Origin of the sequence: Allobosea sp. BH3 (assembly GCF_025499465.1) — a bacterium.
In the GTDB taxonomy this organism is placed as follows: Bacteria; Pseudomonadota; Alphaproteobacteria; order Rhizobiales; family Beijerinckiaceae; genus Allobosea.
Genome location: NZ_JAIMCA010000005.1, coordinates 613,538 through 635,278, shown reverse-complemented (window position 1 = coordinate 635,278; position 21,741 = coordinate 613,538). Strand labels below are relative to the sequence as shown.

Sequence of the window (21,741 nt, the reverse complement as noted above, 5' to 3'; positions counted from 1 at the left end):
GGTTCCGGCGAGCGCCCGCGAGCCAGCTCCACCGACACAGGAGCTTGCAAATGACCGACGAAAACACCTTCGTCTCGCGCCGCGATGCCCTCAAGGGAGGCCTCGGCGCTGCATCCCTGGCAGCGCTTGGCAGAGGCGCAGCGGTTCCCACAGCAGTAGCCGCGGCTTCGGTCGCGGCGGCTGCCGCCCCGGCACAGGCGCAGGAGGCCCCTGCCTCCGGCAGCATCACGGAGCCAGCCCTCGGCGTCGTGATGCACCCCGGCTATGCTCGAACGATCGCCCAGACGGCCTATGTCTGGGGCTGGCCCATGGTCAACATGATCAACCGCAAGGCGAGGATCACCCAAGCTCCGTACGCCGGGCGCCTGAACGGCGTGTTGCCCGCCGCGCCACGCGGCCAGATCGGCATGCTCGCCGACTATATCGAGCCGTCACAGACCTTCATCGCCTGCCCCAACCAGGATGTCGTCTATGGTCTCGGATTCTTCTCGCTCGACGAGGAGCCGGTGGTGATCCAGGTGCCGGATTTCGGCGACCGCTTCTGGGTCTATGCGCTCTACGATGCGCGCACCGATCAGGTCGGGCACCTCGGCAAGCCATACGGTTCGAAGCCGGGCTTCTACCTTCTGGTCGGCCCGCGCTGGAAGGGTTTGAAGCCGGTCGGCATAACCGAAGTGATCCGCTACCCGACCTCGCTCGGCAACGCGATTCCCCGCATCTTCCAGGACGACACGCCCGAGGACAAGAAGGCGATTCAGCCCCTGATCAACCAGGTCATGGTCTACCCGCTGAAGGACTTCACGGGGCAGATGAAGACGATCGACTGGATGAAGGCGCCGGACATCGTCGGCCCGAAGGATTCCGGCAGCGGTGCCGAGACGCGATGGGTGATCCCGGAACAGTTTTTCGACCAGTTCGGCGAGGTGCTCGATATCGTCGATCCGTTGCCCGGCGAGGAGGCATTGTACGGCCAGTTCCGCCTGCTGCTCGACGCAGCCAAGGATCCCGAACTGAAGAAGGTGATCGTCGCGGCCGCAGTCGAGGCCGAGGAGAAGGTCATCCAGCCCTTTCACCAATGGATCCATAACGGTCGCCCTGCGGGCAATGGCTGGAACCGCTCGACCAATAACGCGGAATGGGGCGTCGACTATTTCAACCGGACCGGCACCTCGAAATCGAACATGTTCGACAACCGGCCGAACGAGACGCAGTACTTCTACACTGATCGCGACGGCGCCGGCGGCCAGCTCACGGGTGGCGGGACTTACGAGATCACCTTCGCGGCTGGGCAGGAACCGCCCGTCAACGGCTTCTGGTCATTGACGCTCTACAACGAGCATCACTTCTTCCACCCGAACAACCTCAAGCGCTACTCGCTCGGCACCAAGAACAAGAGCCTGAAGCGCAATGCCGACGGCTCGCTGGCGCTCTATGCAGGAGCGAAATCACCCGGCGGCGACAAGGAGGCGAACTGGCTTCCGGCCCCGACAGGCAATTTCTCGCTCTACATCCGCGCCTATTGGGGCAAGCAGGGCATACTCGACGGTTCCTGGAAGCCGCCGGTCATCCGCAAGGTCTGAGAAGGCGTTTCAAAGGCTAGCCTTCACAGAAGCGGAAGCAAGGGTGCGCCGCGAAGCGGACATCCGTTGCCTGAGCCTAGCCCTGCAGGACCCAAGCACAGGGTTGGCGCGTGTCGTACTCAAACCGCGGTGACTTCTCTTCAGCGACGGGTCCGAAGATTTCGTCCTGGAATTGACGGAATCGCGCGACGGCGGCTCAGCCTCGCTCATCCGCCTGTGAGGGAGTCAGGCCGGGAGGTGAGCCACCGGAAGGTATCGTGAAACAGCCGCAGTGTTGCTGAGGGAACCGCGAGGGCGGACGCGCCTGGCCCAGGCGATCGCCTCACCAACGCAGCAGGCGCGGCGCGACCATCGTCGCCAGCGCCGTTACGGTCGCAACCGCGATCGGATACCAGGTTGCGAGGAAGGGCGTCGTGTCGTCCGGGCAATGCAGGCTGTATCCGACGATGGCGAGCCCGGCCGAGGCGATGCCCGCCGCCGTTCCCGTCAGGCGCCCGTCCACCGGAGCGCCGCGGCGCGCCAGCAGGATCAGGATCACGAACGGCACGATGGCGTAGAGCGGCACCGCGATCAGGCAGGCGCGCCAGTTGCGGCCGAAGATCAGCGCGCTCCAGCTTTCGGTCGGCGCTTGCGCCAGCGTCGCCAACGCCCATAGGGCGGCGAGCGCGGGCGGGGCAAGGGCGAGCCAGAGCCAACGGCCGGGCTTCAGCCCGGGCCGCAGGCTCCTCTGGAACACGGCGAGCGCGACGAGCGCCAGGCTCGCACCGAGAAGCGCCTTGGCGATGACGGGCAGCGTCATCCAGGCCACGGCGAAATCGGCCCGGGCACCGAGCGTTCCGAGGATGAGCGTGATCGTGAGTCCCAGCGCGGCCAGCGCCGCCAGCCAGGTGGCGCGCCGCAGCCAGCCGGTGTCCACCTTGCGGTGTTCCGCCGTCATCATCGAGATCAGGTCATCGGTCTGCATCGGGGTTCTTCGAGACGTTTCACATGAGGGAGTTCGCGCCAAGCCGGCGAAAGGTTACGGCATGGCGTCACGGCGGCCGCGCCGCGCGCCGGGTGAGGAATTTTGCCATGGCCTGCAGGCCACGATGGATTGCGACCTTGGCTGCCGTCTCCGTCATGCCCGCCGCACTCGCCGCCTCGGCGACGCTCGTGCCCTGAAGCTTGACCCGGTCGATAAGCCCGCGGGTACGCGCAGGCAGCGCCTCCAGCGCCCGCTCCAGATCAAGACGGGCCTCGAAGGCAGCGTCTTCCGGTGCAGCGGCGAGCTGGAAGGCTTCGTCGTCGAGCGGCAGGCTGCCGGCGTGGCGGCCAGACCGGCGCAGATGGTCGACGAGCTTGTAGCGCGCGATGGCATGCGACCAGGCCGTGACCGGGCTCGACTGATCGTAAGTGTGGCGGGAGAGATGGAGAGCGAGCAGCGTTTCTTGCAGCACATCCTCGGCCTCACTTGGCTCCGTCCGTCCCGCTCGCGCCAGCATCTGGCGCAGATAGCCGCGCAGCCGCACGCTGATCTCATCGAGGAAGAAGCGGTAGGCCGCGGCATCGCCTTCAAGTGCGGCAAGGAAAGCGGGCCGGAGCCGGGTTTCGAGTTCGTCGAGGGACAAGACGGGCGCCGGTCATCCGTGGGCGCGGAGGAAAGCCCCCCAGCGCATGTCATCGTATCAGTGCATCCTAGCAGCCTCATCATCGGTCGATGAAGTGCTCTCGGCGACGCTGTGCAACTCCACGGATGCGGCTCTCACATCTCCGTGAAGATGTAACCAGGGTCGCCTGCCGTCCGATCTCTCCTCCGACGCCGCCGACGCGGCACGCGGAGAGACGAGATGCGCCACGACCCGATACCGATCGCCGGCATGATCCTCGCGAGGCCGGCGGTGGCGCCGACCGGAGCCGATCTCCTTGCCGAGCGCCTCGCCACGGCCGGCGCCACGCACGCCTTCGGCATTCCCGGGGGCGAAGTGTTGGCGCTGGTCGATGCGCTGGAGCGTGCGGGTATCCGCTTTGAGCTCGCCAAGCACGAGAACGCCGCGGGCTTCATGGCCGAGGGGCTGTGGCATGCCACAGGCTCGCTGCCGGTGCTCGTGGCGACGCTCGGCCCCGGGGTCGCGAACGCCGTCAACGTTGTCGCCAATGCGCAGCAGGACCGGGTGCCGCTGGTTCTCATCACGGGCTGCGTCGATCAGGCTGTGGCAGAGAGTTTCACCCATCAGGTGTTCGACCATCAGGCCGTGCTGCGCCCGCTGGTCAAGGCGAGCTTCCGCGTCGCGCCCGGCACCGAGGCGCTCGTCGTCGAGAAGGCGGTAGCGGTGGCCCGGCAGGGCCGACCCGGCCCCGTCCATATCGACCTGCCGATCTCCGTGGCAGAGGCACCGGCCAAGCGGCGTCCGCCGGTTTCGCTGCCTGTAGTCCAGCCCGCTGTGCCTGCGGACCTCTCGCAGGCTGCCGTGATGATCGCAACGGCGCGCAGGCCGCTGGTCATCGCCGGGCTCGACCTCGTCAACCAGCAGGGCGGAGCAGCGCTCGACCGCTTCCTGACGCGGACAGGCGCGCCACTTCTGACCACCTACAAAGCCAAGGGGCTGGTGCCGGAGAGCGATCCGCGCGTCATCGGTGCCGTCGGTCTTTCGCCCAAGGCCGATGCGATCGTCCGCCCGCTGATCGACGACGCCGACCTCATCATCCTGGCCGGCTACGACCCGATCGAGATGCGGCAGGGCTGGCGCCATCCGTGGCCGGCGGACAAGCGCGTGATCGACATCGTCGCCGAACCGATCCGGCACGGCATGCACGATGCGAGCCTGCTGCTCGCCGGCGACGTCGAAGCGATCCTGACGCGCCTGTCCGATATCCAGACAACAGAGGGGACATGGCCTGACGGCGAGCCGGCCGCGATCCGCGAGCGCTTCCGGGCAGCCTTCGCCGCGCCGGCCGCGTGGGGGCCGCATGCCGTCTTCGAGACGCTGTGGGAGGTTGCGCCGGCCGGCACGGTCGCGACCGCCGACTCCGGTGTGCATCGCATCCTGCTCAGCCAGATGTGGAACTGCGACGGGCCACGTCGCCTGCTGCAATCGACGGGCCTGTGCACCATGGGCTGCGCCCTGCCGCTCGCCACCGGTGCGGCGCTGGGTTCACGCAGGCCGACGCTTTGCTTCGTCGGCGACGCCGGGCTGGAGATGGTGCTGGGAGAGCTCGCGACGCTGCGCGATCTCGCGCTGCCGGTCGTCATCGTCGTGCTCGTCGACAAGAGCCTCGGGTTGATCGCGTTCAAACAGAAGCAGATGGGGCTGAAGCGCGCCGGGGTCGATTTCGGCGCGACCGATTTCGCCGAGGTAGCGCGGGCGATGGGCGGTCACGGAGCCACGATCGGCGATCGCGACACGCTGCGGCGTGAGGCGCAAGCCGCCTTCCGGCGCGATGGCTTCAGCCTGCTGGCCTGCCGCATCGACGCCGCGGGCTATGAGGGAGCCTTCTGATGAGCGGACTCGCCTCCCAGCCCCCGGCGAAGCGGCCGCGCGACGAGCGGCTCGACGTCTTCCGCGGCCTGACCATGCTGATCATCTTCGTCGCGCATCTGCCGCAGAACAGCTGGAACGCCTGGATTCCGGCGCGCTTCGGGTTTTCTTCAGGGGCCGAGCTCTTTGTCTTCTGCTCCGGCATCGCCAGCGCACTGGCCTTCGGCGGCGTCTTCGTCCGGCGCGGCCTTGTGCTGGGCACGGCGCGGATCGCCTACCGGATCTGGCAGGTCTACTGGGCGCAGCTCGGCCTCGTGCTGGCATTGATGGCGCTCGCGGCACTGCTCGACCGGCTGTTCGATCTCTCCGTGCTGGCGAAGCAGTTCCCGCCCCTTCTCGCCGAGCCGGAGCGCGCGCTGCTCGGCCTCGCCACGCTGACATGGCAGCCGGACTATCTCGACATCCTGCCGATGTATCTCGTCATCCTGGCGCTGGTGCCGGCGATGATGGCGCTCCGGCGCCTTCATCCTGCCCTGCCCTTCGCGTTGGCCGGGCTGCTCTACGCGCTGGTCTGGACGCACGGGCTGAACCTGCCCGGCAATCCCTGGAACGGTGCCGGCTGGTTCCTCAACCCCTTCGCCTGGCAGCTCGTCTTCTTCACCGGCTTCTTCATCGGCATGAAATGGCTGCCGGTGCCGCGCCTTGGCGACCGAGGGCTGATGACGGTCGCAGGTGGCTTCGTCATCCTCTGCGTCCCGCTCTCCTTCTGGGGCATCCTCGACAACTGGCCGGCCGCGCAGACGCTGCGGGACCTTCTCCTGCCCGGAAGCGAGAAGACCGACCTGCACATCCTGCGTCTGCTCCACTTCCTCGCGCTGGCCTATCTGGTGCTGAGCCTGATCGAGCCCTTCCGCCAGCGGCTCGACCGGGGTGCAGGCCACCTCCTTGTCCTCATCGGCCGGCAGTCCCTCGCGACCTTCCTCGCCAGCGTCGTGCTCTCCCGGTTGGCGGGTGTGGCCGCCGATGCGGCCTGGCATAGCGAGCCCGTCGTAGCGCTGCTCAACCTCACCGGCTTCGCGCTGATCCTTGCGACCGCAGTGGTCGTTAGCTGGTTCAAGAGCGCGCCCTGGACCGGCCCCGCATCGAAGCCCTTCCCGCACCGCGAGGAGGAGAGGAGCGACGCGCTCCTTCCGCCGCGGACACGCGTCCGTGAAGCGAGTTGATCGGCGTTTGATCGACCCGCTGCGAACTCCCTGAAGAGCGCTCGCCACGAGCGCCGCAATGGAGCACCCCATGTTTCACGATCTCTCCGGCGACCGGATCAGCGTCGCTAACGATGCCGCGAGGCTCGCCTGGAACGACACGCTGGAGGCCCTGCTGGCCCATGCCGCCGCGACGCCGCAACATCTTGCCCGCACGCTTGAGGCCGATCCCGACTTCGCCCTCGCCCACGCCGCACAGGGGCTGATGCTGCTCTCGCTCGCGCGGCGCGAACTCGTCGCTTCGGCCCGCGGCTGCCTCGCTAAAGCGCAGATCGCGGCCGTGCTGCGGCCGGTCACCCGGCGTGAGCATATGGTGATGGAGGCGCTGGCACTCTGGCTCGACGAGGCGCCGTGCCGGGCGGCGGAGCGGCTGGAGGCGATCCTCCTCGCCCATCCCCTCGACGTGCTGGCGATCAAGCTGTCGCATGGCATCCGCTTCATGCTGGGCGATCAGGCGCAGATGCTGGCGAGCCTGCGCAACGTCGCACTGGGCTTCGGCGAGACCCACCCGCTCGCCGGCTATGTCCACGGTTGTTACGCCTTCGCGCTGGAAGAGCGCGGCCTCTATGCCGAGGCCGAGCGGGTCGGGCGTCGCGCCGTCGCCTTGAGCCCACGCGACGCCTGGGGCCGCCATGCCGTCGCCCATGTGCTGGAGATGACCGGGCGGGTGGATGAGGGTGTCGCTTGGCTCGGCGACGGCCGGACTTGGGCGCATGCCAACAACCTGCGCTTCCACATCGTCTGGCATCTCGCCCTGTTCCGGATGGAGCACGGCGAGACCGCCGAGGTGCTGCGCCTCTATGACGAGGAGATCCGCGCCGAACCGACCGACGATTATCGCGACATCGCCAATGGCGCCGCGCTGCTTGCCCGGCTCGACTATGCTGGCGTCGATGTCGGGGAACGCTGGGAGGAGCTGGCGGAAAAAGCAGAGCGACGCGTGCATGACGGGCGTCTCGTCTTCGCCGATCTGCACTATGCGCTCTCCCTGCTCGGTGCCGGCCGACAGGACATGGCAGAGACCATCGCCCGCCAACTCGTCGAGGACGCACAGGTCCACCGCAGCGTCGAGCGCCGCACGGCATCCCGCAACGGTGCCCTCGCTGCCTTCGGGCTGATTGCCTTCCGTGAAGGGGACTATGCCGAGGCAAGCCGCCTTCTGGGCGCGGCTCGCGACGGTCTCGTCGCCATTGGCGGCAGCCATGCCCAGCGCGACCTGTTCGAGCAGGCCTATGCCGAGAGCCTGATCCGCTCCGGCAGCCACCAGCAGGCAGAGCGCATCCTGAGCGAACGCCTCGCCCGCCGCGGCGGCACGAACCTGTTCGCGTCGCAGAGGCTGGCGCGATTGCGCGGCCGCTCTCCGGGGCGCCTCGCCGCGCTCGCTGTCGCCTCGACCCCGCTCGCCATCGCCCATTGACCCATCAGCCGAAGGAAGCAAACCATGAGCACCGCCACGATGACCCGCAGCTTCGCCCTGCCGTCCACCCGCACCGTCATCAACCTCGCGCTCGGCGGCTTCGCCGGCCTCGGCTTCTGGGAGCTCTTCGCAGCCGTGCCGACCGCCTGGTTCGCCGAGTATCCGCTGGAGCCCCCGGAGCTGGTAAAGGCGCTGTTCCACCACCAGCTCGGCCTCCAGCTCTCGGCACCGGTGGCGAAGCTCCTGCACTACATCACCGGCTTCCTGTTCTATCCGCTCGGCTACTGGCTGCTGACGCGCTGGGTCAGGAGTTTCGGCATGCCGGCCGATGGCTGGATCTGGGGCGTGATCACCTATTTCATCGCGCTCGCTTTCTTCGCCCCGCTCGCGGGCCAGCACTTCCTGCTCAACGACGTGCCGCGCCTCTCCTTCATGAGCCTCGTCGGGCACGCGATCTACGGCTACCTCGCGGCCTATGTCTTCGAGGCGCTGGAAGCACGCAGGTCCTGAGCCAGCGCAAGGACGTGAGAAACCCATGCTCGACAGACGCGGCTTCATCCTGCTCTCAGGCGCGGTCCTCGCCGCGCCTGCGGCGCAAGCGGACACGTTCCGCCCGGTCAACACGCTGGGATCGCCGGAGGGCGTCGCGATCCGCGGCTACGACCCCGTCGCGTATTTTCGCGACGGTGGCCCGCGGCCCGGGAAGCCGGAATTCTCCGCCACCTATGGCGGAGCGATCTGGCGCTTCGCCAACTCCGAGCACAAGGCGCTGTTCGAAGCCGATCCGCAGCGCTACCTGCCGGCCTATGGCGGCTTCTGTGCTTACGGCACCTCGCGTGGCTATCTGGTCCAGATCGAGCCCGACGCCTGGTCGATTGTCGATGGCAGGCTCTACCTGAACTATGATCTAGGTGTGAGGAAGACCTGGCTCGCCGATACGAGGCGGTTCATAGCAAGGGCTAACGGCAACTGGCCGCGCCTGAGCGCGACCGATATTCGATAGTGTCCAGCGTGCGCCACTTCCGGACATTGAGATGCCGTCCGAAAGCGGACCTGGGGATGCAGCGCTGATCATGACGTGTATCGCGCCCTCGGTGGTTTTCCAGTAGCCGAAGCCGCTCGCCCGCCCAGATCCAAACTCCCGGAGTCATCGGCAGGACAACCGCGGTCGATCAAGAAGCGCCGAGGTCAATCGGTCACAATACCCTTGTGCAGCGTCAGCACTTCTCCAAGTTTCGCTATCACAATGAGGCGGCTCAGCGCCAATAGCCGGCATTGGACTGCTGCCCGGAAACGGACGCAGCGGTTCGCTCTGCCGGTTCCGGTAACGCATTAGTACCTGTCGCGCTTGGTGGCCGCGCGCACGGCCGAGATGCCTGCCATCGCCTGCGACGAGCCATTTGCGCGATACACGGCCTGGAACACATGCTCGGCATCGTCGTAGCGGCCGAGATTGAAGTAGGCCCAGCCGCGCATCATCATCAGGTCTGTCGTCTCGGGAGCAAAGCGTCCCCGTTCGGACAGGGTCACGAGCGCCTTGTTGTAGTCCTTGGCCTCATATTCCGCGTAGAACCGTTCCGAGAGCAGGAGGGTGGCGAATTCGTTGCGGCGTTCCGGCGGGACATGGGCGCCGGACGCCGCGACAGCTGCCTCCGACGACAATCCTTGCTGAAGCTTGGCGTAGGTCTTGCCCGTTGCGGCATCGGCCGCCACCTGGCCGCTGCCGTTGCGCAGAGCGAAATCAAAGGCCTCCGCCGCCGCAGCAGGGCGCTTCAGGTCGAGCAGCCTCCAGCCGCGTTGAAGGGCCGCGGCTGCGGACGTGCCGCCCCCGCTGCCGCCGCCGGTGCCGACTGGCGGCGTCGCGCGGACGTTCCTTCTCACAGGGGCCGGGTCGGCATCATCGCGATCGATGGAGCGCGGCCGCTCAACAGGAAGCCGACGTTCCGCAATCTCTTCAGTACGTTCTGTCCTGGTCGGAGCGCGCTCTTCCACGGGCACGGTCTGGCTGCTTCGTGTCGCGCTGCGACCGCGGGGCTGATCCAAGATTGAGGCGATCCGTGGCGAGCGCCCGCCCCATTCGGTCATGATCCTGCGCAACTGCGCCTGGTCGCGCAGGCGCTGATACACGAGCGCGAGCCCATAGGCAGCCGGCTCGTAGCCGCGGTCCCAGGACAGGGCCGTCTGGAACCAGGTGCCGGCCGGGGCCGTCTGGCCGGCATTGTAGGCATACCACCCGAGCGCTGCGGCACCCGGAGCATAGCGGTCGGTGCCGACCGTCTTGGCAATACGCTCTATGACCGTCCGGTCGAGCTTCGGTGGTGGTTCCTGCGCGACAAGCGTGGTCACGGCGTCGAGATAGGCCTTGCGGTTCGCCGCGCCTGACTCCAGCCACTGTGCGCCGAGCGCCTCTGCCTCCTGGTATTTCTGGGTAGCGGCCAATGCGAGCACGGCACCTTCGGCGGCCTTCGCGCCGCCATTTCGAGACAGCGCCGTCTGGAACCAGGTTGCGGCCTTGGCCGGGTCCTTGTGGCGCAGCGCGTGAAAGCCCAGCAGGATCGCATCGTCCGGCGTGGTCGAGGCGTTGGCGAGCGCCTCGATCCGCCTAATGTCGTCCGGCGAGGCAGGATGGGCGGCGTCCTCGGCGGCCGCTCCGACACGGCGCCGGGCAAGCTCGTCGCGGATGCTCGTGAACTCGCTTTGCCGCTCCTGCGCCAGAAGCGGGGCGTAGAGAGCTTCGGGCAGCGTCGCGACCGCCTTCTGCATGGTGCCGACCCGCTCGGCCGGGTTGCTGCAATTCGTCAGCACATAGGCATAGGCGTCACGTGCCCGTTCAGGCTTGCCGGTCTGGGTGAACGCTTCCGCGACGCGCCAGAGCGCACCGACATTGGCGCAGGTCAGCAGGGCCGGCGTCTCGGTGCCGAGGCGGATGACCTGTTCCCATTGCCGGGCGTTCGATGCGTTGACGAGGCGCTGGGAGGCCTCTGCCCTGTTGAGCTGCTCCTCCAGATCGGCGGGCGCGCGCCAGTTGGGATCGGTGCTGCTGCGCTGTGCGATCGCAGCGCGGACTTCACCGAACTTTCCCTCCGTGAAGAGCTTCCACATCCGTTCGAGCTCGGGATCAGAGACCGCCCCCTGCGATGTCAGGTCGGTCGGCGGCCGCCAGTCGGGATAGAGCGCCCTGAGGCGGGCGAGCTCGGCCTCATACCGGCGGGTGTCGCCCTGCGACGCGAAATAGCGCAGGGCCGATTCATCGACTTTTTGCGGTTGGGCCGGCGGTTGCGGGGTTGCCGGTCGGCCGGGTGCCGCTGTGCCCGGAGCCTGGGCCAGGTCGAGCCCCGGCTGCGATGCGGTTGCCGGCGGCGGGGCTGCATCGGACGAACTTTGCGCCTGGGCGGAGTCGATGGCCGGCGGGGCGTTCCCCATCCAGCTGCCCTCATGGCCGTAGCGGCCCAGGGCATAAAAGGCGGCTCCGGAAACCGCGAGCAGGAAGACGGTCGATCTCACATGCATTGCGGATACCTCTCGCTCAGCATCGAGAGGGAGAGCAGATGCAGTGTCGACGGGTAGTAGAGCGTCGGCTGGAAGGTCTTCAGTTCAGCAGGGAGCGGCTTGCGGTCGAGCGCACAGTCCATGGCCGCTGCGAGGATGCGATAGCCCGGATCGGGCAGGGGCTCCACGACCTTGCCGCTGCGCACATCGATCACCGCTGTTCCATTGGCCCATGCCTGCCGGAAAGGCTCCAGCCGCGCCTTGTCCGCGATCCCCGCCCGCAGCAGGTAGAGCGGGATGCGAATCGCATTGTAGCCGAGATGGGCCGGAAAGCCTTCGGCCGGCTTCGGCTCGGCCTTCACCGACAGCCATTCGGGCGCCGGCATCTTTCGTTTCGCAAGGCCGTCGAGCAGCTTCAGGCCTGTGGCCTGCGCGTGCATCCAGCTCTGGTCGCCTGTCAGCTTGGTGAGCAGGGGAAAGGTCTCGAAGATCCAGTAGGACGGGTTGACCACCGGCCCGTCCGCCCGATCCTTCTCGGAAAAGCCTACGGCGGCCGGCATCAGCCAGGTCTCGCCGCCGCGACGCAGCAGAGCGACCTTGGCCAGCGAGCGAGCGATTTGGGTCGCAGCCGCTGTGTAGGCCGGCATCGCCCACCGGGCCCCGGCACAGGCCAGCGCGTCGATGATCAGCAGGTCCCCGTCGCTGGCGTTGTTGATGTCGGTGACGTGGGGCTTCGCGTTCGGATCCCAGCGCCAGGCGGCAAGCCCGTCGTCGCGGATCAGCAGTTCCGTCCGCGTGAAGGCGAAGATGCTGGCGAAGGTGCTGCGATCTCCCGCCAGGCAGGCGAGCATCAGGCCGTAGCCCTGGCTCTCGCTATGGCTGATCCCGCCATTCGCGTCGTCGATGACGCGCCCCTCCGCCGTGACGAATTTCTGCCGGTAGAGCGCCCAGGCATCGGCGGGCACGACGGCGTGCGCTGCCTGCGAGAAGCCGAGCAGGGTCACGGCCATTGCGGCGAGAAACCGTCTCATGATCGCCGTCCTAGCCGTCTGAGCATCAGTGAGGTGCCGATGCCGAGACCAATACAGGCCATGAGCAGAGCGAGTGCATAGACGCCGATGTTGCTCGACATCCAGTTTGCGAAGACCAGACGCATATTGGTCAGGCTGAAGGGCCGCGTCATGACGAAGGAGGTGCTGTCTGCAGAGATGACATGCGTCTCCTGGGCGCCGCGGAAGGCTGTGATCTGGCCCGCCATGCTGGCCCAGTTGCCGGGCGAGACGATCCTGTCCACCGTGCTTGCCAGGGTTTCCTCGCGGCGGGCGACGAAAGCCGTCCAGACCTGCCGCGTCTCAGGGTCGCTGGCCTGAGCTGCGATCAGATCGGTTCCCTCCGCCGGCTCGTAAAGCGTCCTTGTGCGGGAAGGCGAGCGCAACTGCGCGAAGGAGAGGTCGAAGGTTCGTTGCAGCCACCGGTCGAAGGAAATGAAGTAACGAGCGAGGGGGCCGCCGAGCGAACCGCGCCAGCGATCGCGGATTGCCTCGGTCGTCGGGGCGGCACCGCCGGACTGTTCCGGGGTTACCTGTCGTCCCTGCAGTCGGTCGATCACGGCGTCAAAGACGGCGGTGCCCTCGGAGTCGGGCGTCACCACCACGGCATCCTGTCGCACGGGCCAGGTCGCGCGCACATTGTCGGCTACTCCGACGCGGGGAAGCACCCCCGTGGGCAACTGGCCGGCCGCGCCGACGATCAGCGCGGGTCGATCGCCTATGGCGGCCGCGCTGGTAACGACCTCGACGGAGAGCGGCCGGCTGGCGCGTTGAGCGAGCCGGGCGAGAAGCGTCGCGGCGGCGCCGATATCGGCGGTATCCGGCCGGCCTGTGAGCAGGGCGACCCGCGACGCGATGGAGTACGGGAAGCCTGTGCCCGCGACCGCCGCGAGATTGGGACTGACGCCGATCTTGGCGAAGGAGGGGACGGAGAAAGTGGTGGTGTCGAACAATCCGAACCGGCTCTTGCCCGGCAGGGTCGCACCGGGTCCGCAGGCCAAGTCGGACCGCGCAAGTGTCACCGCCTCGAACCAAATCTCGTTGATGCCCGGCCGGAAATGCCTCAACGGCACCGTGATCGGGAACTGTTGGAACAGGCCGCCCGTCGCGGCGTTGAGCGGCACCGTGGCGGCGACATTGCCGTTGACGAAGATCTCGATACGGCTCTGGCCGGGAAGGACTTCGTCCGAATAGGCGCCGTCGAGATAGAGCGTCGCCTCGCCATAGGCGTTAGCGTAGAAATCTCCGGGCATGGCCACGACCGCGCGCACCCGCATGCGCCGACCGGATGATTCCTGGGTCGGGATTCCGAGTTCCGAGAACCGCAGCGCCCGCCGGTCGGAAATGAAGGGCGCGTCGGGCACGTGCCAGCGCAACGTTTCCATCATGCTGCGATTCATGTTGGTGGGCCGCGAAACCGGCGCCGTCAAAAGCTTGGCGACGGCGGCATCAAGCTCCGCCCAGCTTTCGCCGGTCACGAGCAGGGTGGGAGCGCCTTCCCTGTTAGGGGGCACGAGGCCGATGAAGCTGCGGCCACCCGCATCGGGAGGCAGCGTCCCGAGCAGGCTGCGCAGCTCGCTGGTGGTGCCGAGCAGAACCGTTAGCGTGCCCGGGCGGATACGGTCCGGCAGGCGCTCGCTGACACGCACCGCCACCTGACCGAAGCGTCCGCGCAGAGCGACGGCCTGGGACACGGCAATGATGCTGTTTGCTGCCGTCGCGCTCGCCGCGCCGGGCGCGACGATGAAGATCGTGGTCTGGCCGTTCTCGTCGGCCCCGACGGCCGGCAGGTCGTCAAGGCTGCGCAGCCCGGGGCGCTGCGCCTGCCCGCCGCGGAACGCCAGCCTTGTTCCGGCCCCGTCGATGCGCGTCCAGAGTTCATAGGTCGAGCCCACGGTGCAGTCCGTCCGATGCCGTTGCAGGGCTTCGAAGGAGATCGTGTTCTGGCCGGGCCTGAGCAGCCCCTTGCGGATGGCGATGGAGGTCGATTTCAGCCGGTCCGACGAGGCGATCGGCAGTTCGACCACACGCTCGCCGTTGATCCGGGCCGTCAGTCGCGACACTTCCGGCATCACGACCAGAGCATTCTGAAAGGCCAGGTCGAGATTGAGGTCCGCGGCAGCCTCTTCCTGGCTTAGGAAGAACGCCCAGCTGCGCTGGTCGCTCTCGCCTTCGAGCGTCACGCGTGCCGCCGGCAGAAGCGGCTTGAAGGCGAGCGCCGACAGAACGGGAGGCGGGGGCGCTTCCCGCTGAGGCGCAGGAGCGGGGACGGGCGCCGGTGCTGCCGGCGGGCTCTGAGGCGCGATCATGAACGGCGCCGGGGCGGGGGAAGGCGCGTCCTGCGCGGCGACGAGGCTCGGATACCAGGCCACTTGCGCAGCGGCCACGGCCAGGAGGAGGGAGTTCCGAAGGCCGGTCATTCCGCCGCTCCAGGTCGGGAGATGCCTTTGGAGAACCGGTAGAGCCGGAAAAGGTAGGACAGGCCGCGGCTCGTCTGGAACACGGCGATCCGCAGGAAGCGCAGCGTCCCGTAGACGACGCCCATGTTCCGGCGCCGGCCCTGCTGGAAGCGGCTCCAGTTCTCGGCATCGGAGAAGGCGAGATCGGCGATGATACGGCTGTGCAGCGGTTCGCTGGGCTCGTAGCTGCAGCCTATCATCAAGCCCTTATCGTCAGGAGCTATGCGCCTGATGCGGAGCGGCAAGGTTCCGCGCGGCATGTCGATCGTGGTCTCGAACGAGGCGTTGGCGGGGGTCCCCACCGATACGTTGTCAAGGTCTTTGGACAAGACGCGGATAGCGATGCCGTCGACGGAGACGTTCTCCGTGATGATCGGCGAGGTCACGCCGTCGATGGTGATCTCGCCGCGCCGCTTCACGGCGAAACGCCGGGCGGCCCGCCCTTCCGGCCGCTCCGAAACGACACCGAGGGCGCATCCAGCCATCAGCAGGTTGAGGATGTTCCACAGCCCCACGACCAGCGTGGTGTCGGCGTTGTAGGGCTCGGTGATGGTGCGCCAATAGGTGGCGACGACTCCGAGCGCCAGCACGGCGAAGATGACGAAGAAGGGCCTGCCGAGCTCCGAGACTCGCCTTGTGTCCAGCGTTTCGTTCTTGGCCGTGACCTTGAAGGTCGGCTTGGTCGGATTGAGCAGGACGGAGATCACCGCCGGCAGCAGGTAGATCGACTGGATGAATTCGTAGAGTTCGGAGATCCATGGCCAGCGATAGCGGCCATAGAGATAGTTCTGCATCATCAGGTTCACCGCCATGTAGCTGAGCACATAGGCGAAGAACTCGGCTCCGGAGGCCGTGAAGATTTCGAGCCCGAAGAACAGATAGAACAGCGGCGCGATCAGGAAGATCAGTCGCGCGAAGGGGAACAGCCAGAACAGCGCGGAGGACGAATAGCAAAGCCGCTGGGGCAGGGAGAGACCACGCTTGAACATCGGGCGGTGGAACAGAAGGATCTGCATCATGCCCTGGGCCCAACGTGAACGCTGACCGATGAAGCTGGTGAAGGTCGCCGGCTGCAGCCCGGCGATGAGCGGCTTGTCGACATAGACGCTATGCCAGCCGGTGGCATGCAGCGTGATCGCCGTTTCGGCGTCCTCGGTGATGCTGCGGCCGGAAAAGCCGTTCGTCGTCTTCAGCGCCGTGCGCCGCAGCACCGCGGCCGAACCGCAGAAGAAGGACGCGTCCCATTTGTCGAGGCCGCGCTGGATGATGCCGTAGAACATCTCGTTCTCCGACGGCATGGTCCTGAAGGTCTGAAGATTGCGCTCGAGAGGATCCGGGTTGATGAAGAAGTGCGGGGTCTGCACCAGGAACAGCTTCGGATCCTGACCGAAAAAGCCGACGGTCTCGGTCAGGAAGCTGCGGGCAGGTGCGTGATCCGCATCGAAGACGACGATCAGCTCGCCCTGCGAATTGGCGATGCCGTTGTTCAGGTTGCCGGCCTTGGCGCTGGTATTGCGCTCGCGCGTCAGATAGATGGCACCAAGCCCCTCGCAGAGCTTCTGCAGGGTCGCGCGGCGTTCGCGGGCCTCATTGGCAGCGACGAAATTGTCGGCGTTGCACTTCTCGTCGGTGCCGCCATCGTCGAGCAGATAGACGTTCAGCCGACCTGCCGGATAGTCCATCGCCAGCGCCGCCGACAATGTCATCGCCAGCATCTCCGCATCCTCGTTGTAGGAGGGCACGAAGACATCGACCGTGGGGGCGTTCTCCAGGTCGATCGGTGGCGTCTTGCGCTTCGCCAGCGGCATCGCCACGACGAAAAGGCTGAGGAACAGCATGCCGATGTTGTAGAGTTCGGCGAGATAGACGATCAGGCCAGGGATGAAGTCCTCGAGCTGGTTGACCGGCGGAAGCGTACTCGTCGTGCGCCAGTACACGTAGCGCAGCACCATCGCCGTCCCCAGGCCGAGCGCGATCAACCGCCATACGCCATAGGGCCTCAGGAATTTCAGGATGATCATCGCGCCAACGACGATAGCGCCGGCGATCAGATGAGCCTGCAGGCTGATCGGCAGCGTAATGAGCGCCACCAATACAATGGCGGTGACGGCCCATAGGATGACGTAGCACACGGTTTTCATCACAACGTCCTGGAATCGGGTTTCGGTCAGGGCGTGGGTGGTGGCGGAACGGCCGGATATCCTTCCAGAGGTCTAGTGGGGACGGGCTCGGATATGCTCTCAGGCTCTGCGCGCGGTGCCCGTGCAGGGCGTGGCCGCACGGGCTGAGTGCGCTCGGAGGCTGCCGGGAAGGAGGTCAGCGGCACAGGATAGATCGGGGCTCCGGCCTTCCCGAGCTCCGGCGCCGGCGATGGCGCATCTCCGATCGGGTTCCAGCCCGGCCGCCGCAGCGAGGCGTTGAGCGAATAGTCATAGGCCAGCCGCAGCAGGGCGGCTTCCGTCGCGACAGGGTCGCAGACCCTTATGCGCACCGAGGCCACGCCGGATCGCGGCAGGAAGATGCGGTCGCTGCTCGCCATGCGCTGCCATGCGTAAATGCAGGCATCGCCCGCCGCGCTGCGACCGAAGGCGTAGCCGAAGGGGCCATATTTGTTCTGAACGAACAGGGCCGATGGCGCCATGGGCACACCCGGCAGGCGCTCTTCCATCTCTTGGGCGATGGTGAAATCGTCGATTCCGGGCGCCCTTAGCAGATGCCCCTCCACGCCCTCGTTGTCCGGAAGGTCGGCTGCGGTCACAAAGGCGGCATGGATAGTATTTTCTCCGGGCGTCCGGCCCCGCGTCCTCAGAGAAATCACCTGGGAAATGGCGTTGTCATAGGTTCGCTGGGTGACGCCGGTCGTTGGTAGGCTCCCGGGACCGAGGACGACCAGTGCCCGGCTCGGATCGACGCTGACGGCGCGGGAAGCGGTGATCAGTTCGGAGCTAGCGAGCTTGTGCTCGGCACAGGCGGCCAAGCACAGGCAGGCCGACGCGACAGACATTGCAATTCGCCAGCAGGCAAGGCGTGGCGCGGCTGAACGCATATCGGGGAACTGAGCGGAAACGCTCATGGGAGATGCGCCCGAATTTTGCTCTGCGTGGTCATTTCTTGGGTATCGATACTCAAAATCGGCGCGTGTTCACCTTTCGGCGGCCAATACAAACACACTCGCCATCGTATACCCCCTAACGCAGTAGAATCGATTCGTTTGATAATTCCAACTGCTCCGGCTGCTGCCGCTCGACTTTTCCCGGCCCGAAAGGGGATTGAAGGTCGATGCAGCCCAAACAGCGTGTCCTCGGCGGAACGACCCAGCTGCAGCCGCGCCAGAAGTGGAAGTTGGCACTTTGCCCGACAGCGGACGCGCTTCAGGCGGTCGATCAGGCGGCGCACTCTAGAGCTGGTTTTCAGTTTCCGTTGCGGGCGTTACCGGATCTCTGCCAGCCGTGTGTACTGCGATAGCACCAGGCACCAGCGCGGCTCGAAATCCGCGCCCAACGGCCAGATCCAGTTGTCGAAGATCGTCAGCATCGGTGTGTCGTAGCGCTCAAACCATTGGCGCTGGCAAAGCACTAACTTGGTCGCGGCTACCACGCTGCCCTGAACCGATCTCTTTCGACCTGCAGCGCAAAGGAGTTCGACGGACGCTCTGTCCGCCAGATTTATTGCGCTAAGCGAACGATTTTGTTGCGAAATCGACGATCTCTGGCACTCAACCCCCAACATCTCCCCGCCGCTGGTTCGCGCTCCGCGAGCCTCCCGGATGTTGCAGGGGCTCCTCATGCAGGCGCTGGACGGCGAGCCAATGATCACCTGCGCCACGCAGAAGCCGGCCGGGACCAGCCACTGTCGGATACGGCCCCCATGGTGAGGTGAGCGAAGACCGAGGGCTGTTCGGCCGCGAAGCCGACCCGCCAGGCCAGTTGCATGGCCGAAGGGCCTTCCGGCGCTACTCGTTTGGGGAATGCCGCCAGCTTGAAGCCGTTGCGGAGCGCATACTGATCATAAGCCTGTTTAGTCAAAGGGCCCGGGCGCCGGCGCGGCTACTATCCTCAGTATCGAGGTCATATGCCGGCACTTCCGCGCATTGAGCGGATCCAGGCGGCGTAGTCGACCGGCGCTCGATGCGGGGGGAGATCGACCATGTCCATGACGACGCCGCGGCGACTTCCAAGTTCGTTCTCGATGTCCGGGATCCCGCACAGCCCAGCCCTGCTGGTTCCGCAGATGGGCCCGATCCTGCGCGCCGCCGTCGATACGACGGCGATCTGGATGGCGTTCCTGTTGAGCTGGATCATCGTCGAGGAGCACGACATCTGGGCGCTGGCTTCGCGCGAATCCCTGCACATCGTTCTGACGGTCGCGTTATGCTCCGTGCTGGCTCTGTTCGTATCGGTCGGATTGGGCCTTTACGACCGCAACCAAGGCTACAGCCTGCAGGCAAAGCTCGGGCGGATCGGCGGCGTCAACGTCGCGTTCTTCATCGCAGCCGGCGCGATACTGCTGATCACAGAGGCCTCGAGCGGCCTGACATTGTCCTTGCTGGTCGCAACCGTGCTGGGGTCGACGCTGCTTCTTTCGCTGGCCCGCGTGGTTTCCTTCGTCGTGCGGTCGGAAGACCGGGCCCTGCGCCTGGAGCAGCTGCGGAGTAGCGAGATCGCGGTCGGCGAGGAAGGTCGCGACGTGCGCGAGGACAATGTCCTGGTGATCGGCGGCGGCGGCTATATCGGTTCGGCACTCGTGGAGAAACTGCTCGACCAGGGCCTGCGGGTTTCGGTCCTGGATGCCATGCATTACGGCGACGAACCCCTTTCACGCGTCTGGAGCCACCCGAACTTCACGCTGATCCGCGAGGATTTCCGCCATATCGAGGCGCTCACGCGTGCCGTCAACGGCACCGACTCGGTCATTCATCTGGGCGGGCTGGTGGGCGATCCGGCCTGTGCGGTCAATGCGGATCTGACGGTCGACATCAACGTGACGGCGACCAAGGTCATCGCCGAGATCGCGAAGGCCAGGGGCGTGCGCCGGTTCATCTTCGCCAGCTCGTGCTCGGTCTACGGGGCCAGCGACGAGATCGTGGACGAGGAATCCTCGTTCAATCCGCAGTCCCTCTACGCGCAAAGCAAGGTGGCATCGGAAGCCGTCCTGAGAGGCCTCAACGATTCCGACTTTTCCGTCACCTGCCTGCGGTTCGCGACGATCTACGGCATTTCCGGAAGGACGCGCTTCGACCTGGTGGTCAACCTGCTCTGCGCCAAGGCCGTGCGCGACGGGGTGATCACGGTCTTCGGCGCGGATCAGTGGCGCCCCTTCGTCCATGTCGACGACGTCGCGCGAGCCGTAGCCATGACGCTGGCAGCCCCGGCACATCAGGTGGCGGGCGAATGCTTCAACGTCGGCAGCAACGAGCAGAACTACACATTGGGCGAAATTGCCGAGCTGATCCAAGGACAGGTTCCCGACGCCAGGATCACCTCGGACGATACGTTCGTCGACAAGCGGAACTATCGCGTCTCGTTCGACAAGATCCACTCGCAGATAGGCTTCAAGCCGGATTGGACAGTCGAGCGCGGCATAGCGCAAGTCATATCTCTGGTCAGGTCCAATCGGGTCGGCGACTATTCGATGCCCGAATACAGCAACGCCCTCTATCTGAAGGAATGCGGAATTCAGAAATTCTCTGATTTCAGCATCCATGGCTGGGAAACCGAGATGATGAACCTGCATAAATTCGCACGCGGCGCGGCGAGATAACCCGCTGGGGGGACGATGATGAGGTACTACGAGACATCCAAGGACACTGTGCTGGATTTGAGAGCGCCGGCCCAGATCGGGCATCGGTCCGAGACAAAGCCGGCGGACGCTCCGGCTCTGCGCCAGAATATCCCATGCTTCCGGCCGATCATCGGGGAGCGTGAGATCGAGGCCGCGGTGGCCGTGCTGCGCTCGGGATGGCTCACCACGGGCGCCAAGGCCCGCGAGTTCGAGCAATGCTTCGCGGCCTTGATGGGCGACGATGCGGAGGGGATAGCGGTCAATTCGGCGACCGCCGGACTCCATCTCGCCGCGGAGGCCTGCGGCATCGGCCCGGGCGACGAAGTTCTCGTTCCGACACTCACCTTCACGGCGACGGCCGCGGTCATTCGCTATCTCGGCGCCGAAGTCGTGCTCGTCGACGTGGAGGAAGGCACGCGCTGCATCGATCTCGACCAGGCCGAGCGGCGCCTGACGCCGCGCTGCAAGGCGATCATGCCGGTGCATTTCGCCGGCTATCCCTGTGACATGGAGCGGGTCCTGGACTTTGCCCGCCGTCATGGCCTGCGCGTGATCGAGGATGCCGCGCACGCCCTGCCGACACGCTGCGATGGCCGCCTGATCGGCTCCTGGGAATCCGACGCGACGGTGTTCAGCTGCTATGCGAGCAAGCCGATCACCACCGGCGAAGGCGGCATGATCATCACGCGGGATCCGAAGATCGCCGCACGGACCCGCACCATGCGCACGCATGGGCTCGACCGGGATGCCTTCGACCGCTTCCGCAGGGTCGGGGCCTCATGGTCCTACGACGTCGTCGCGCCGGGCTTCAAATACAACCTCACCGATGTCGCCGCCGCCGTCGGCGTCGTCCAGCTCTCGCAGGCGGAGGTCTTCCAGGCATCCCGGCAACGGGCGGCCGAACGCTATCTCGAAAAGCTCGCCGACCTGCCGGTCGAATGTCCGGCGCCGGCACCTCGGGGCGGGCTTCACGCCTGGCACATGTTCCCGATCCGGGTTCATGAAGATGCGCCCGCCGATCGGGATGCGCTGATCGCGGGCCTGGCGGCCGAAGGCATCGGCACATCGGTCCATTACCGGCCCTTGCACGAATTGAGCTACTGGAAGGAACGCTACGGTTGCAAGACCGGCGATTTTCCTGTCGCCGACCGATATTTCGCCGGCGCGGTGACGTTGCCGCTGTTCCCCGGCATGTCCGACGACGAGGTCGATCGCGTCGTCGATGCGGTTCGCGACATCCTGGAGTGAT

Annotated in this window: 15 protein-coding genes; 8 read left to right on the top strand and 7 right to left on the bottom strand. The window is 66.2% G+C overall.

The genetic code is table 11. The features are described 5' to 3' along the window. Positions 1-50: 50 nt before the first annotated feature. A complete protein-coding gene (locus BoBH3_RS19535) occupies positions 51-1,580 on the top strand; it encodes a DUF1254 domain-containing protein (RefSeq protein WP_262332502.1) in 1,530 nt (509 codons plus the stop codon). A 322-nt stretch (positions 1,581-1,902) separates the two neighbouring features. Here the strand turns inward: BoBH3_RS19535 and BoBH3_RS19530 are convergent, their stop codons facing one another. Both BoBH3_RS19530 and BoBH3_RS19525 read right to left on the bottom strand, forming a co-directional pair. Further along, entirely contained in the window at positions 1,903-2,544 is a 642-nt protein-coding gene (locus BoBH3_RS19530) for an NrsF family protein (protein ID WP_262332501.1), read from the bottom strand. 67 nt (positions 2,545-2,611) lie between these two features. Continuing rightward, the gene (locus tag BoBH3_RS19525; RefSeq protein ID WP_262332500.1) at positions 2,612-3,187 is read right to left on the bottom strand and encodes a sigma-70 family RNA polymerase sigma factor; all 576 of its coding nucleotides are present in this window, start codon (positions 3,185-3,187) and stop codon (positions 2,612-2,614) included. A gap of 219 nt (positions 3,188-3,406) precedes the next feature. Between BoBH3_RS19525 and BoBH3_RS19520 the strand changes: the two genes are divergently transcribed. The 5 genes from BoBH3_RS19520 (at position 3,407) to BoBH3_RS19500 (ending at position 8,717) form a co-directional block, all read left to right on the top strand. Next, a complete protein-coding gene (locus tag BoBH3_RS19520; protein WP_262332499.1) occupies positions 3,407-5,056 on the top strand; it encodes a thiamine pyrophosphate-binding protein in 1,650 nt (549 codons plus the stop codon). After that, entirely contained in the window at positions 5,056-6,258 is a 1,203-nt protein-coding gene (locus BoBH3_RS19515; RefSeq protein WP_262332498.1) for an OpgC family protein, read from the top strand. Before BoBH3_RS19520 ends, BoBH3_RS19515 begins: the two co-directional genes overlap by 1 nt. 70 nt (positions 6,259-6,328) lie before the next feature. After that, positions 6,329-7,714: a tetratricopeptide repeat protein gene (locus tag BoBH3_RS19510; RefSeq protein ID WP_262332497.1), complete on the top strand. Its 1,386-nt coding sequence runs from the start codon at positions 6,329-6,331 to the stop codon at positions 7,712-7,714. 24 nt (positions 7,715-7,738) lie between these two features. Continuing rightward, positions 7,739-8,224 (top strand): DUF6789 family protein, encoded by a 486-nt coding sequence (locus tag BoBH3_RS19505; RefSeq protein ID WP_262332496.1) that lies wholly within the window; start codon positions 7,739-7,741, stop codon positions 8,222-8,224. Positions 8,225-8,249: 25 nt separating this feature from the next. Continuing rightward, positions 8,250-8,717, top strand: a complete 468-nt coding sequence (locus BoBH3_RS19500; RefSeq protein ID WP_262332495.1) for a YHS domain-containing (seleno)protein — start codon at positions 8,250-8,252, stop codon at positions 8,715-8,717. Positions 8,718-9,046: 329 nt separating this feature from the next. Here BoBH3_RS19500 and BoBH3_RS19495 read toward each other — a convergent pair whose 3' ends face one another. Genes BoBH3_RS19495 through bcsN form a run of 5 tightly spaced genes read right to left on the bottom strand, consistent with a single transcriptional unit; the run spans position 9,047 to position 17,715 of the window. Further along, positions 9,047-11,224, bottom strand: a complete 2,178-nt coding sequence (locus BoBH3_RS19495; protein WP_262332494.1) for a tetratricopeptide repeat protein — start codon at positions 11,222-11,224, stop codon at positions 9,047-9,049. Beyond that, positions 11,215-12,234 carry a family 8 glycosyl hydrolase gene (locus tag BoBH3_RS19490; RefSeq protein ID WP_262332493.1) on the bottom strand — a complete coding sequence of 340 codons (1,020 nt, stop codon included), beginning with the start codon at positions 12,232-12,234 and terminating at the stop codon, positions 11,215-11,217. The genes BoBH3_RS19495 and BoBH3_RS19490 overlap by 10 nt, the downstream gene beginning before the upstream one ends. After that, positions 12,231-14,672 (bottom strand): cellulose biosynthesis cyclic di-GMP-binding regulatory protein BcsB, encoded by a 2,442-nt coding sequence (locus tag BoBH3_RS19485; protein WP_262332492.1) that lies wholly within the window; start codon positions 14,670-14,672, stop codon positions 12,231-12,233. The genes BoBH3_RS19490 and BoBH3_RS19485 overlap by 4 nt, the downstream gene beginning before the upstream one ends. Continuing rightward, positions 14,669-16,852 carry a UDP-forming cellulose synthase catalytic subunit gene (gene bcsA, locus BoBH3_RS19480; RefSeq protein WP_262332491.1) on the bottom strand — a complete coding sequence of 728 codons (2,184 nt, stop codon included), beginning with the start codon at positions 16,850-16,852 and terminating at the stop codon, positions 14,669-14,671. The genes BoBH3_RS19485 and bcsA overlap by 4 nt, the downstream gene beginning before the upstream one ends. 26 nt (positions 16,853-16,878) lie before the next feature. Next, positions 16,879-17,715 (bottom strand): cellulose biosynthesis protein BcsN, encoded by an 837-nt coding sequence (gene bcsN / locus BoBH3_RS19475; protein ID WP_262332490.1) that lies wholly within the window; start codon positions 17,713-17,715, stop codon positions 16,879-16,881. 1,142 nt (positions 17,716-18,857) lie between these two features. On the opposite strand from bcsN, the gene BoBH3_RS19470 reads away from it, so the two are divergent. Together BoBH3_RS19470 and BoBH3_RS19465 are read left to right on the top strand one after the other, a co-directional pair. Next, positions 18,858-20,471 carry an NAD-dependent epimerase/dehydratase family protein gene (locus tag BoBH3_RS19470; protein ID WP_262332489.1) on the top strand — a complete coding sequence of 538 codons (1,614 nt, stop codon included), beginning with the start codon at positions 18,858-18,860 and terminating at the stop codon, positions 20,469-20,471. A gap of 15 nt (positions 20,472-20,486) precedes the next feature. Beyond that, positions 20,487-21,740, top strand: a complete 1,254-nt coding sequence (locus BoBH3_RS19465) for a DegT/DnrJ/EryC1/StrS family aminotransferase (protein WP_262332488.1) — start codon at positions 20,487-20,489, stop codon at positions 21,738-21,740. Position 21,741 lies beyond the last annotated feature (1 nt).